This is a genomic window from Pseudomonas sp. P129, from assembly GCF_020312195.1.
In the GTDB taxonomy this organism is placed as follows: domain Bacteria; phylum Pseudomonadota; class Gammaproteobacteria; order Pseudomonadales; family Pseudomonadaceae; genus Aquipseudomonas; species Aquipseudomonas fragariae.
Genome location: NZ_JAGPYS010000001.1, coordinates 376,087 through 389,104, shown reverse-complemented (window position 1 = coordinate 389,104; position 13,018 = coordinate 376,087). Strand labels below are relative to the sequence as shown.

Below are 13,018 nucleotides of genomic sequence, written 5' to 3'. Positions count from 1 at the left end.
ACAGAAAATTCAGCAGGACCGGAAAGTACGCCGCCGCCCCCTCTACGTAAAAGGGCAGAGCAGAGTTGTAGTCGAACATTGACCATCCGTCGACTTCGATTGTTTTCAGCTCATCCGGCCTGTGTTCATAGCCCATTGCATTGCACCTCTGCGGACGACGCTCATGGCATCAACCCTATCCTGCAAGGCGAGCGCAGACAGCTAGCAATTCTTATAGGTTTTACAGGACTGGCAGCCGACTGGACGCACGCGTGGCACCGTCCTTGCTAATTGCTATATTAGAGCCCTACATCGGCTCAATGACAAAGGAGGTCATGCCATGCATATCAGGTTGTCGGATTTCAATTCGCGGCTGCAGTCTGCATCCACGCTGGATCAGCAAATGGATTGCGCGCTGCTGCTGGCATCGGATCTCGGATTCGATGCCGTGATCTACGACTACAGCCCGGTGCCAGTGTCCCATGATGGAGCACTGATCACCCCGTCGCTGCTTTCATTGCGCAATACACCTGCGGACTGGCACGCGCTTTGGTGCAGTCAGGGCTATTACCAGATCGATCCGGTGCAACACCTGGCCGTCGCCAGCGTCTCGCCGTTCGTATGGTCATACCAGCCCAGGGCCGAGACGGTGCTGAAAACCTTCATCACCGACATGCACAAGCCGGTGGTGCGCTATCTGCATGACTCACACATGACCTGTGGCGTAACGGTGCCGATCCACATGCCCAAGGGCGGTTTCGCCACGCTGACCGGGCTGTGTACGGACGGCAGCGATGTCGCCCTCGAGGACGCCCGCCAGAGCCTGGCGGAGTTTGGCCTGCTCGCTCACGCCTTTCAGGAGGTCGCCTACCCGCTGTTCGACCAGAAAATACGCTCATGCAATGCGATCAGGCTGACCCCGCGTGAGCGCGAATGCCTGAGCTGGTCTGCCGAGGGCCTGACGGCCAGGGAGATTGCCGATCAGCTCAACCGCTCTGTCGCTACGGTGACCTTGCACCTGAATTCGGCCATGCAGAAGCTGGGGGCAAAAAACCGTGTGCAGGCGGTGGTGCGTGCCGTTCACTACCGTTTACTCGACCACTGACCGGATTATCGGCCAAAACCTATCATTTTCTATAGTTATGAGGCGCAAGACGCCGCGCTATGGTGCCCCCAAACTATCCAGCAGGGACCGGCGACATGGCAGATATGACGATCAAGGAAGGTTTTGCGCCCTTTGGCGACTATCAGACGTGGTATCGCATCACAGGCGACCTGCATGGTCCCGGCACACCACTGGTTATTCTGCACGGCGGCCCCGGTTGTACGCACGATTACGTCGATGCGTTCAAGGACATCGCCAGCACTGGCCGGGCCGTTATCCATTACGACCAGTTGGGTAACGGAAAGTCGACTCGACTGCCCCATAAGGGTCGCGATTTCTGGACGGTCGATCTGTTCCTGAGCGAACTCGACAATCTGCTTGCGCACCTGAGTATCAAAAACAACTACGCATTGCTGGGCCAGTCGTGGGGCGGCATGCTGGCGGCAGAGCATGCCGTGCGCCAGCCTGCAGGGTTGAAGGCGCTGATCATCGCCAACTCCCCCGCAGACATGCTCACTTGGGTAAACGAGGCCAACCGGCTGCGCGAGGATCTGCCAGCCGACGTGCAGGCTGCGTTGCTCAAGCACGAAGAGGCGGGAACATTGAAAGACCCGGAATACCTGAAAGCCTCGCGAGCATTCTATGACCGTCATGTCTGCCGCATCACACCGTGGCCGGAAGAGGTAAAACGTACCTTCGACGCGATTGACGCCGATCCGACCGTGTACCACGCCATGAATGGTCCTACCGAGTTTCACGTCATCGGCACGATGAAGGACTGGACCATCGTTGATCGCCTGGAGCTCATCAATGTTCCTGCCTTACTGATTTCCGGGAAGTACGACGAAGCCACACCGCTGGTCGTGAAGCCCTATGTGGATAACGTCCCCGACATCAGTTGGTCTGTCTTCGAAGAGTCCAGTCATATGCCCCATGTAGAGGAGCGAATGGCCTGTATGGGATGCATCGCAGGTTTTCTGGACAAGCTGGTCGTTACGGGTAACGAGTTTGCGGCTTAACCCTCAGCCCTCATTTGATCCGCCCCGGGAAGCCACGTCATTAGAGTTAATACTTTAGTAACGCTAATAGCGAAAGTTAACTTTATTGATCGTACGACTGGAACTTTTCGACGTACACCGTTGCTTAACGTCGCCTAACGACACGTGAATACTTCATGAAATAACTTTCATCGCTATTCATTAAAGCTCTCTCGTTTCCAGCAGAAAACCAGTTACTGGAAGGAAAGTATTGGCCTTCGTCTGTTTTGCCGCTGGAGGCAACCATGAACCTCAGATCGTTAAGCATTTCACGCAGGGCCTCCCTGTGTTTTGGCATCATTACCTTGCTGTTGATCGGTCTGGGTGCCTTCTCCTACGTACAGATCGGCCACCTGCGCGTAGCCGAGCAGAACATAGAAGAAAACTCACTGCCCAGCGTTCAGGTCGTCGACGACATTCAGATCGCCCTGCTTCACGCCCGTCTGGAAAGCATCCGCATGCTTGCCAGCAACGATCCGAGCGTACACGCCACCGCAGAAGCCAAGGTACGGGAAGCGATCGAGGCGCTACGTGCCAACAGCGACTTCTATCAGAAGCACCTGCTGTCGGGAGAAGCCGACCGGGCGCAATTCGAAGAAGCCAATAACAAGATGGGCGTTTACATTGACGGCTTGAAACAGGTCGTCGCACTGGACAGCGCTGATCACGAAAGAGCGGTCTCCCTTGCCAACGGAGAACAGGCCCTAAAGGCCGCTGCCTATCAGGAAAAACTCACTGCGCTACGCGGGCACAATGCTGAAGAAGCGGTCGTCTCCGGGAAAGATGCCACTGCAGTCTACGACCACAGCGTCAACGTGTTGATGATTGTGCTGATCGCAGCGTTCCTGCTTACCGTGGTACTCGCGATTGCCCTGACACGCAGCATTGTCGACCCGATCAGCGCCTCGCTGAAACTGGCGGAAGACATCGCCGCCGGTGACCTGACCCGGCAATTGAGCGTTAGCGGCAGCGATGAAGCATCACGTTTGATGACGGCCCTGAACACCATGTCGGGGAACCTGCGCACCACCATTCACGAAATTTCCGGCGCGTCCGCGCAGTTGAGCACTGCCGCCGTCGAGATGACGTCGATCACCGAAAGCGCCGACCGCACTCTGCAGCAACAGAACAGCGAAATCGAGCAGGCAGCGACTGCGGTAAACGAAATGAGTGCTGCCGTAGAAGAGGTCGCTCGTAATGCTACGTCGACCTCGCAGGCCGCCCAACAGTCGAGCCTTTCCGCCGATCTGGGTAACCAGCGCGTTAACGAAACCCTGACCGCCATGCAAAACCTGACAGGCCTGGTCGAGGGTTCTTCCGCGCAAGTTACTGCGCTGGCCGGCCAGGCTCAGGACATCAGCAAAGTGCTGGGCGTGATTCGCGGCATTGCCGAACAGACCAACCTGCTGGCACTCAATGCTGCCATCGAAGCTGCGCGTGCCGGCGAACAGGGTCGCGGCTTTGCTGTGGTCGCCGATGAGGTGCGGGCTCTGGCGCATCGTACACAGACGTCCACGCAGGAAGTCGAACAGATGATTTCAGCGATTCAGGCCGGCTCTTCCGCCACCGTCGAGTCGATGCACAAGAGCACTCAGGAAGTTCACGTCACTCGCAAGACCGCAGAAGATGCCGGCGAATCGCTGCGCCAGATCACCGACTCGGTACTCGAGATCAATAACCGTAACCTGCAGATCGCGGCGGCGTCCGAGCAGCAGGCGCATGTAGCGCGCGATGTCGACAGAAGCCTGGTCAGCATTCGCGACCTGGCCGTGCAGAGCAGCGAAGGCACCCGGCAGACCCTGATCGCCAGTACCGAACTTTCGCAGTTGGCGGTCAACCTGAATGATCTGGTTCTGCGCTTCAAGACGTAATCCAGGCCTCCACGCCAACCGGCCATGACACAAGGGCAGCAGATTCGTCTGCTGCCCTTCTTTTATGGAGTCAGTGCAGTTTCGGCAAAAAACCGGCAATGGCTTCTCCTACCGACAGCCCTCCTTTCAAAACCTGTCAGCCGCGCCTCTCTGCTGACAGCGTTTCAGACGCATTGCCTCCATTAGTTGAAATAGGATCCATAAAGGCCTATTTATGAGCACAGGCTATTTGAAAAAGCCCGCAACGTTGACATGGGCATAAAACTCATTCAATAGTTGGCGGTGAACAACACGATATTTCATGTAAGCCACGATCAGGTATGACACGATCACTTCCTGCACGGGATCGGCAGCGCCCGGCGTACTGCCAAGGCCGCATCAGTGCTTTTTATGACCAGGGTGACAAATTTTGAACAACAACCTGACTTCAGCAGAGCTGGCAGTCATCAGTGAAATCGAGGCCACTTCCAGTCTTTTACGACTGGTAACCCGGCTGACCGGGCTAAGATTTGCGGCAATTGCCAAAGTAACCGAGGCCAGCTGGACCGCATGCGCTGTTTACGACGAAATCCAGTTCGGGCTGGAAGCCGGTCATCAGCTCAAGCTGGAGACCACGTTCTGCAATGAGCTGCGTCAGCACCGCCAGCCTATCGTAATCAACGAAGTCGCGACCGACCCCGTCTACGCAGAGCATCCCATTACTAAAATGTACGGTTTCCAGAGCTACTTCTCGTTGCCGATCATTTTTCCCAACGGAGATTTCTTCGGCACCCTGTGCGGCCTGGATACCAAGCCTGCGCCACTCGATGACGCCAATACTCTCGATACCCTGAAAGTATTCTGCACGCTGATCGCCAGCACGCTATACGCGCACTATCAACTGCAGGAAATGCAGGAAGTTACCGCTTAAGGCATGGAATGCCTCAGACGCACAGTTGCCGCTCCATGATCAACGTACGCTCCTCTCCCTCCAGATGCTCCCGCACCACGTTGAAGCCCAGCGCCCAGTAGAACCCCTGCGCAGTCAAGGATGACGGTACAACCATCCGCACCGCGCCAGCCTTGCGGGCCACGCGCTCCAGTTCTGCCATCAACAAACGCCCGACACCCCGCCGATGCCGGTCAGGGTCGACGAACACCGAGCGCACCACCTCCCCCTCCAGGCTGGCAGTGCCCACCACCACGTTGCCCTCTGACGCCACGAATACCCGTCGCTGCTGTATGAGTTGCTCGATCGCAGCCGGGCTGAAACTCAATTGCACGCGCTCGATCACGCTGGCGGGATAATCCCTGGCATTGCTGATTCGCAAGGCCGCCAGTACTACTCGGCTGATCGCATCGGCGTCGGCTATACGGGCGGGTCGCACCTCGATGCTCATGGTGTGCCTCCTGGCTGGCTTGCGATGGATGAGCTCGTTTCCAGAGAGAGCTGGCAAGCAACACACGCCCCCATACGATGAAGAATTTGTTCACTGCGCATGCAAAAAATGCAGGCAAAGAGCCTGCGGGACGACCCTCGATTCACTTATTTTCGGCCAGTCGACGAATGGTAGTGTTCGCAAGATACCGTAAATAAAAGGCCAACCCCTCGCCGCGCGCGGCTTGAACAACGATAGCGTTCAAAAAATCCGATCTGCGGCCGATTAATCGGTATCTCGCCGCTGTGGTCGGAATCTTTTCGTCTGTTAAAGTGAGTTTCGTGATGTCATATAGTCATCATCGAGTACCCATTGAGAATCGTCATGAACGCCAGTGCCCCCATCCCTCTGAATGAAACGCAACGTCTGTTGCGCATCCGGGAACTGTGCGTGCTTGAGGATACGTCCGATGACGTATTCGATGAACTTGTCGCGATGACCGCTGCTTTTTTCGAGGCGCCGATTGCCTTGATCTCGATCGTCGATGAGCACCGTCAGTTTTTCCGCGCCAGGGTGGGCCTGAAAGCTCGTGAAACGCCACGTAACGTGTCCTTCTGCGCCTACACCATCCTTTCCGACACGCTGTTCGAGATTCCCGACGCGACGCTTGATGCGCGCTTCGTGAACAACGGCCTGGTGACCGGCCACCCAGACATCCGCTACTACGCAGGCGCGCCACTGATCACCGATGATGGCATTGCCCTGGGCAGCCTGTGTGTGATCGACACCAAGCCGCGCGAGCCGATGAGCGAATACCAGACGCAGATGCTCAAGCGCTTTGCGTCGCTGGTCATGAAGCGCATCGTCGGCCTCAGGCTCAGTTGCTTCATCGACCAGCCCACCGGCTTGTACAACCGTTCACGCCTGCAGGAAGATATTCATCAGGCAGTGGCATCCAGTGTCGATTATCAACTGGTCGTGGTGGACATGATTACCTCCGCGTTCCTCAACGACATCGTCAAGGCGCTGGGTTACAGCTTCTCCCAGGACCTGGTGACGGCAATCAAGGGCCGCCTGGAGTGCCTGCTGCCGCCGACCTGTTCCCTGTACAAGGTCAGCCCTACGCGCTTCGGCTTTCTGTTGGCGGGCGACCGCACGCCTGAGCACCTGTTTCGCACCATCCTCAAAGACTTCGAGACACCCGTTGAGTGCCGGGGTATTCCGGTACAGATGCAGGTCGGCCTGGGCGTCGTGACCCTGAACCAGGGTGCAGTCGAAGAGCAGGACTGGATGCGCATGGTGATCAGCGCTGCCGACGATGCCCGCGACCGCGATCTCGGCTGGGCGATGTATGAACCGCACTTCGACGCTGCCCAGCAGCGCGCTTTCAAACTGCTCAGTTCGTTGACCAGAGCGGTGTACGCTCATGATCAACTGCGTCTGGTCTATCAACCGCGCATCGACCTCGACTCCGGCCTGTGTACGTCGGTAGAGGCCTTGCTGCGCTGGAATCACCCGACGCTCGGCGCCATCGGACCGGCCGAGTTCGTGCCGCTGGCCGAGAAGACCGCACTGATGCGCCCGCTGAGCCTTTGGGTGCTGACCAGTGCCATCGAGCAGGCCGCTCGTTGGCAGCAGCAGGGCTTCGATTTCCGTATTGCGATCAACGTGACGCCCGAAGACCTCACCGGCCCGGCGTTCACCGACCGGATGATCCGCCTGCTGGGCATGCACAAGATAGACCCTACCCGCTTTGAGCTGGAGTTCACCGAAGGCGCGTTGATGCACAACCCGGCAGAGGTGCGCCATCAGTTGGAGCGCATGCGTCAGATGGGCATGGATGTGGCGATCGATGACTTCGGTACGGGCTACAGCAACTGGAATTACCTGCGGCAGCTGCCCGCGACGACGGTCAAGCTCGACCAGTCGCTGATCCGCAATCTGGCGTCCGACAAGACCGATCAGCGTCTGGTCAAGGCATTGATCGGTCTGGCCAAGAAACTCGGATACTGCGTCGTGGCCGAGGGCATCGAAACCGACGAGATTCGTTGTCTGGTCAAGCAATGGGGCTGCGATGAGGGTCAGGGCTACCTGATCGCCAAACCCATGGAAGCCGAGGCGCTGCTGAACTGGATCGGCCCGAACCAACGCCTGCAGAGTGCTGCCCAAGCCGCAGAGGCGGCAGTCGTCCGCGACAAACGGTTATAACCTTAGAACACATCTTCATAACCGTTTACCACACAAGCCGTTATGCTGCCCGCCACTTTTTGCCTATGCGTTTGCTTGAAAAAGGTTGGATATGGAAGCGGGTGGTCTGGGTTTCGTCATTGCAGGGCTGGTAGTCGGTTTCATCGTTGGTATGACCGGAGTCGGTGGCGGCTCGCTGATGACGCCGATACTGTTGTGGTTCGGCATCAATCCGGCGACGGCGGTCGGCACAGACTTGCTGTACGCGGCGATTACCAAATCCGGCGGGGTTCTGGTCCATCGCAAGAACGACAACATCGACTGGAAAGTCACCGGGCTGCTGACCCTGGGCAGCGTCCCGGCGGTGCTCATGACGCTGTGGTTTCTGAGCACCCTGCATACGGCCCCCGAAGCGCTCAACGCGATCATCAAGCAGGCGCTGGGGTTTGTGCTGCTGCTCACCGCCCTCGCCGTCCTGTTCAAGAAAAAACTGCTGGCCTTCGCTCACCGACGCGGAGACGGCTACTCGTTTTTCAGCGGCACCAGCCTGACGGTATTGACCGTGATCACCGGCCTGATTCTCGGCACCATGGTTGCACTCACCTCGATCGGTGCGGGCGCGCTGGGCACGGTAGCGTTGTTCATCCTCTATCCACTGCTGCCAACCCGGCGTCTGGTGGGTACGGAGATCGCCCACGCAGTCCCTCTTACGCTGGTCGCAGGCCTTGGCCATGCGAGCATGGGCAACATGAACTGGGAGTTGCTGGGCTGGCTGTTGATGGGCTCACTGCCCGGCATCTACCTGGGCAGCCATATGGCCGGTCGTGTCTCCGATGACCTGCTACGGCCCTTCCTGGCGATTATGCTGGGCACGATCGGCTTCAAGCTGGCGTTCTGATCGGCGCTTATCCATCAGCCTGTCACATTTCTGAGTCAGGCTTCTCCACGAACACAGCCTTGAAAGCTGCAGAGCCGGTTTGCTTTCAGGCCGTGTGCGCTCATCGGGGAATTGTAATTTTTTGTAGCGAGACACCGATTTTCGGCGCAGGATTTCGTGCGTCTGCTCTAGCGCCGATGACCCGGCAAAGACTTACCCTCACTGAAAGGAGATGCCAACAATGCTCATCCGAATTGAAGAAGGTGTATATGGCGATGCCTGGGTTGTAATACTGGACGACTACCCGGTCAAATGCCGGAGCTGGCAGGAAGCCAGAGAATTTGCCGACCGCATGAAATCCAGAATCGATGCGCCTCATTCGCTGCCGCATCTGGCACACCGCGCAGTCCCTGAAAGAAGCGTACAGGCGATTGCCCGCTAGACCGACTCAATCCCCCGCGAATCATTCGACACAGCGTTGCCACGCAACCGGCGACGCTGTTTCACCCCGTCATGACGCCGCTTTATTATCGATCCACTTCTCGATTCCATGACATCCGTTTCACATCCCCTTCACGTCCGGCTGCGTAAATTGACCCTACTCCTTTGATGAATCCCATTTGGCCCACCCCGTTGTGGGCCATTTTTTTGCCTGCAGAAAAGTGCCGGTACTCCCCCGCTGATCCGGCAGGATCACTCGCCTCGCGCTACGGGCGACGATGACACTGCCAGCACCTGGCTGCTCAATACGTCGGTATTCAGCTCTGCCAGCCGATCACTGCCGGTGCCATTGGCAATGTGATCGCTCCAGGTCGCTACCGACATTGCCATCCAGCCCAGCACAAACAATGCAGCTGCCTGTAATGCCCACTTGGTCATGATCGACATACGCGTTCTCCTTGTTCAGGTCTGAATGGCAAGCATGTAAACACCCCACCATTGCAGAAGAATTGCAGAGATTTTTATTTTTGCCAGCCGGCATTTCACCTTTGTGAGCAAAGGTGTCAAAAAACAGGAGGGGGCGATCTACAAGAGGAAATACCCACGCCCGCAGGCGGGGTATTTTTGAAAAGCGGGGTCAGTACTTGGTGTTTTGCTGCTCAGGTCTTGCCGGTGTGTCCACATGACGCGGACCCGCAACCAGCAGGGCCAGCACGCCAACGATTGGCACGGCAACAACGACAATGATCCACATCAGCTTGTTGCTGGATTGTGTCTTGCTCTTGCGAATACGCAGTACTGCCCAGATGTCCGAAATCACGATCAGGGCGGTCAGCGCTGCGAACAACCACAAATGATTTTCCGATATCCAACCCATTTGAAATCTCCTGCACCATCAACGAAGGCAGCCAGACCAGCTGCCCTACTGTAGAAGAGGTCACAAAGAGCCTTAAAGTTCAGAGAATATTTCGGATTGTGACCGGGTGCTCAGCGCAGACGCAGAGCGTCCAGAACGGCATGCCCAGGCAGAGCATGAGCACGATAGGGGTATTCACCCACATATCGTTCCTCACGCTCCAGCGTGGGCATGCCGTTCGTGACGCTCCGCGTCCCACTCCAGTCAGGTAATCGGTGCCGGGTTGAAGAGCGTGATGTCGTTGTGCAGCCGGTAATGCTCGGTCCAGGTCTTCTTCTTGCCGCTGGCCACGTCCAGGTAGAAGTGGAAAAGCTCCCAGCCCAGATCCTCGATGCTCGCGCGTCCGGTCGCGATGCGCCCGGCATCTATATCGATCAGGTCAGGCCAGCGCTGGGCCAGTTCGGTGCGGGTCGAGACCTTCACTACCGGCGCCATTGCCAGACCGTACGGAGTACCGCGCCCGGTGGTGAATACATGCAGGTTCATGCCGGCAGCCAGTTGCAAGGTGCCGCAGACGAAGTCACTGGCCGGTGTCGCGCAGAAGATCAACCCCTTGCCGCTGACCCGCTCGCCAGGGCCGAGTACGCCGTTGATGGCACTGCTGCCTGACTTGACGATCGATCCCAGAGACTTCTCGACGATGTTCGACAACCCGCCCTTCTTGTTGCCCGGCGTGGTGTTGGCGCTGCGATCAGCCTCGCCTTTGGCCAGATAGCGGTCGTACCAGTCCATCTCCCGCACCAGCGCCTGCGCGACGTCCTGATCCTGTGCGCGTGAAGTCAGCAGGTAGATGGCATCGCGCACTTCGGTCACTTCGGAAAACATCACCGTTGCACCGGCGCGAAGCAGCAGGTCCGAGGCGTAACCCAATGCCGGGTTGGCGGTAATGCCGGAAAACGCATCACTGCCGCCGCATTGCATGCCCAGAATCAGCTCCGAAGCGGGAACCGTCTCGCGACGCCGCAAATCCAGCTTTTTCAAACGCGTCTCGGCCAGCTCCATGATCTGTTCGATCATTTCGTTGAAGCCGTGGCTGGAGTCCTGCAGGCGATATAGCCAGGGTTCGCTGAGGTCCACCGAGCTGTCGCCCTCATGCATGACCTGCCCGGCCTGCAACTTCTCACAGCCCAGGCTGATCACCAGTGCCTCGCCGCCCAGATTCGGGTTGCGTGCCAGGTTACGTACCGTACGAATCGGGATGTAAGCATCAGTGGCAGTGATCGCCACGCCGCAGCCGTAGCTGTGGGTCAGCGCCACGACGTCGTCGACGTTCGGGTACTTGGGCAACAACTCGTCACGGATGCGCTTGACCGCATGGTCGAGCACACCGGTCACGCACTGCACGGTGGTGGTGATACCGAGAATGTTGCGAGTGCCCACGGTGCCGTCGGCGTTGCGATAGCCTTCGAAGGTGTAACCCTCGAGCGGGGCCTGCTTTTCCGGCACGGCATCGGACATCGGCAGGCTGTCGAGCGCAGGCGCGGAAGGCATGCGCAACTGGTCTTCCCTGACCCAACTGCCGCGCGGTATCGGTTGCAGTGCATAGCCGATGGTGTGGCCGTAACGAATCACGGCCTCGCCCACGGCCAGGTCAACGGTACTGACCTTATGGCTCTGCGGTACGTTATCGACAGTGACCAGGCCGTTGTCGAATTCGGTTCCGGCCGGCACACCCTGGTCGTTGACCACGACCACGACGTTATCCAGCGGATGCAGCCGGATATAGCGTGGCGAATCGGCATGTTGAATCAGGTTCATCACGGTTTCCTCAGGATTTTGCTTCGGAAAGGTCGCTGACCGAGTCGTTCAGCAATGGCCCCTTGGCAGGCGGCTCTTTCAATTCCACACGCTTGATTTCACCCACGATGAAAATGTAACTGATCACCGCCAGCAGCGCGTTGGCGCCCACGAACACCAGCGCCCATTTGAACGAGCCGGTGCTGCTGATGATGTAGCCAATCACGATCGGGGTGGTGATCGATGCAATGTTACCGAAGGTGTTGAACAAACCGCCGCTCAAACCGGCGATCTGCTTGGGCGACACGTCGGACATCACAGCCCAGCCCAGCGCGCCCACGCCCTTACCGAAGAATGCCAGGGCCATGAAGCCCACGACCACCCATTCGATGTCGACGTAGTTGCAGGTCACGATCGAGGTCGACAGCAGCAGGCCGCCGATGATCGGCGCCTTGCGCGCAAAGGTCAGCGAATGGCCCTTGCGCAGCAGGTAGTCGGAAATGATCCCGCCCAACACTCCGCCGATGAAGCCGCAGATCGCTGGCAGAGACGCGATGATGCCGGCCTTGAGGATGGTCATGCCGCGCTCCTGAACCAGGTACACCGGGAACCAGGTCAGGAAGAAGTAGGTGATGCCGTTGATGCAGTACTGGCTGAGGTAGATACCCAGCATCATACGGTTGGTCAGCAACTGACGGATGTAATCCCACTTGGGGCCGCTGCTGGCTGTTTTTTGCGCGCCTTTACCCTTGTCCTGATCCAGATCGACCAGCGCGCCATTGCTGGAAATGTGTTCCAGTTCGGCCTCGTTGATCATGGGGTGGTTGCGCGGGCCGTAGATGACCTTCATCCAGATCATGGAGAACACGATACCGAACGCGCCCATCACGACGAACACGTGCTGCCAGCCGTAGGTGTAGACGATCCAGCCCATCAGCGGAGCGAACAGCACGGTGGCGAAGTATTGCGCCGAGTTGAAAATCGCCGAGGCGGTACCGCGTTCGGCGGTCGGAAACCAGGCGGCGACAATGCGCGCGTTACCTGGAAAGGACGGCGCTTCGGCCAGACCGACCAGAAAGCGCAGCATGAACAGCGCAACGATGGCCGTGGAGACACCGAACTCGCCCACATAGCCTTGCAGCAGAGTGAACAGCGACCAGGTGAAAATGCTCATGGCGTAGACTTTCTTCGACCCGAATCGGTCGAGCAGCCAGCCACCGGGAATCTGACCGGCCACGTAGGCCCAGCCGAATGCGGAGAAGATATAGCCCAGCGTGACGGCACTGATGCCCAGGTCTTTCTGAATGCTGGAACCAGCGATAGCGATGGTGGCGCGGTCGGCGTAGTTGATCGTGGTGACCAGAAACAGCATCAACAGGATCAAATAGCGGACATGCGTCGGCTTGGACTTTTGCATGGTAGAGCTCCCACTGATTATTTTTTTACGCGGGTAAAGCTGTTTTTTGGGTGTAGCGTTACAGGCCCCTTGGCAGCGTCACGGCGACGACAT

12 protein-coding genes and 1 pseudogene are annotated in these 13,018 nt (G+C 57.9%); 8 read left to right on the top strand and 5 right to left on the bottom strand.

From position 1 onward, the window contains the following. Positions 1–319: 319 nt before the first annotated feature. The 5 genes and pseudogenes from KBY02_RS01745 (at position 320) to KBY02_RS01730 (ending at position 4,902) form a co-directional block, all read left to right on the top strand. Positions 320–1,084, top strand: coding sequence for a LuxR family transcriptional regulator (locus KBY02_RS01745; RefSeq protein ID WP_003400082.1), 765 nt, complete (start codon positions 320–322; stop codon positions 1,082–1,084). 95 nt (positions 1,085–1,179) lie between these two features. Further along, positions 1,180–2,103 (top strand): proline iminopeptidase-family hydrolase, encoded by a 924-nt coding sequence (locus tag KBY02_RS01740; RefSeq protein WP_024652652.1) that lies wholly within the window; start codon positions 1,180–1,182, stop codon positions 2,101–2,103. A gap of 263 nt (positions 2,104–2,366) precedes the next feature. Beyond that, positions 2,367–3,134, top strand: a pseudogene (locus KBY02_RS26335) (MCP four helix bundle domain-containing protein); the annotation flags it as partial. After that, positions 3,111–3,992, top strand: a complete 882-nt coding sequence (locus tag KBY02_RS26330; RefSeq protein ID WP_370661150.1) for a methyl-accepting chemotaxis protein — start codon at positions 3,111–3,113, stop codon at positions 3,990–3,992. The pseudogene KBY02_RS26335 and the gene KBY02_RS26330, both read left to right, overlap by 24 nt. Positions 3,993–4,401: 409 nt before the next feature. Then, positions 4,402–4,902, top strand: coding sequence for a GAF domain-containing protein (locus tag KBY02_RS01730; protein WP_004411778.1), 501 nt, complete (start codon positions 4,402–4,404; stop codon positions 4,900–4,902). A gap of 13 nt (positions 4,903–4,915) precedes the next feature. On the opposite strand, the gene KBY02_RS01725 is transcribed toward KBY02_RS01730, so the two are convergent. Continuing rightward, positions 4,916–5,371 (bottom strand): GNAT family N-acetyltransferase, encoded by a 456-nt coding sequence (locus tag KBY02_RS01725; protein ID WP_024643147.1) that lies wholly within the window; start codon positions 5,369–5,371, stop codon positions 4,916–4,918. Positions 5,372–5,734: 363 nt separating this feature from the next. Here KBY02_RS01725 and KBY02_RS01720 point away from each other — a divergent pair, with 363 nt between their 5' ends. The 3 genes from KBY02_RS01720 (at position 5,735) to KBY02_RS01710 (ending at position 8,856) form a co-directional block, all read left to right on the top strand. Continuing rightward, positions 5,735–7,558 carry an EAL domain-containing protein gene (locus KBY02_RS01720; RefSeq protein WP_011268903.1) on the top strand — a complete coding sequence of 608 codons (1,824 nt, stop codon included), beginning with the start codon at positions 5,735–5,737 and terminating at the stop codon, positions 7,556–7,558. Positions 7,559–7,649: 91 nt separating this feature from the next. Continuing rightward, positions 7,650–8,435 carry a sulfite exporter TauE/SafE family protein gene (locus KBY02_RS01715; protein ID WP_024652649.1) on the top strand — a complete coding sequence of 262 codons (786 nt, stop codon included), beginning with the start codon at positions 7,650–7,652 and terminating at the stop codon, positions 8,433–8,435. 220 nt (positions 8,436–8,655) lie between these two features. Further along, on the top strand, positions 8,656–8,856 hold the full coding sequence (locus KBY02_RS01710; protein WP_003400066.1) for a hypothetical protein: 201 nt from the start codon (positions 8,656–8,658) through the stop codon (positions 8,854–8,856). 251 nt (positions 8,857–9,107) lie between these two features. Here the strand turns inward: KBY02_RS01710 and KBY02_RS01705 are convergent, their stop codons facing one another. From KBY02_RS01705 to KBY02_RS01690, 4 genes are all read right to left on the bottom strand, one after another. Further along, positions 9,108–9,302, bottom strand: coding sequence for a hypothetical protein (locus KBY02_RS01705; RefSeq protein ID WP_003400064.1), 195 nt, complete (start codon positions 9,300–9,302; stop codon positions 9,108–9,110). A gap of 190 nt (positions 9,303–9,492) precedes the next feature. Further along, positions 9,493–9,732, bottom strand: a complete 240-nt coding sequence (locus tag KBY02_RS01700; protein WP_003400063.1) for a PLDc N-terminal domain-containing protein — start codon at positions 9,730–9,732, stop codon at positions 9,493–9,495. 243 nt (positions 9,733–9,975) lie between these two features. After that, the gene (gene garD, locus KBY02_RS01695) at positions 9,976–11,529 is read right to left on the bottom strand and encodes a galactarate dehydratase (protein ID WP_003368648.1); all 1,554 of its coding nucleotides are present in this window, start codon (positions 11,527–11,529) and stop codon (positions 9,976–9,978) included. Between the two features lie 10 nt (positions 11,530–11,539). Next, on the bottom strand, positions 11,540–12,925 hold the full coding sequence (locus tag KBY02_RS01690; RefSeq protein ID WP_003431603.1) for an MFS transporter: 1,386 nt from the start codon (positions 12,923–12,925) through the stop codon (positions 11,540–11,542). Between the last annotated feature and the right edge of the window lie 93 nt (positions 12,926–13,018).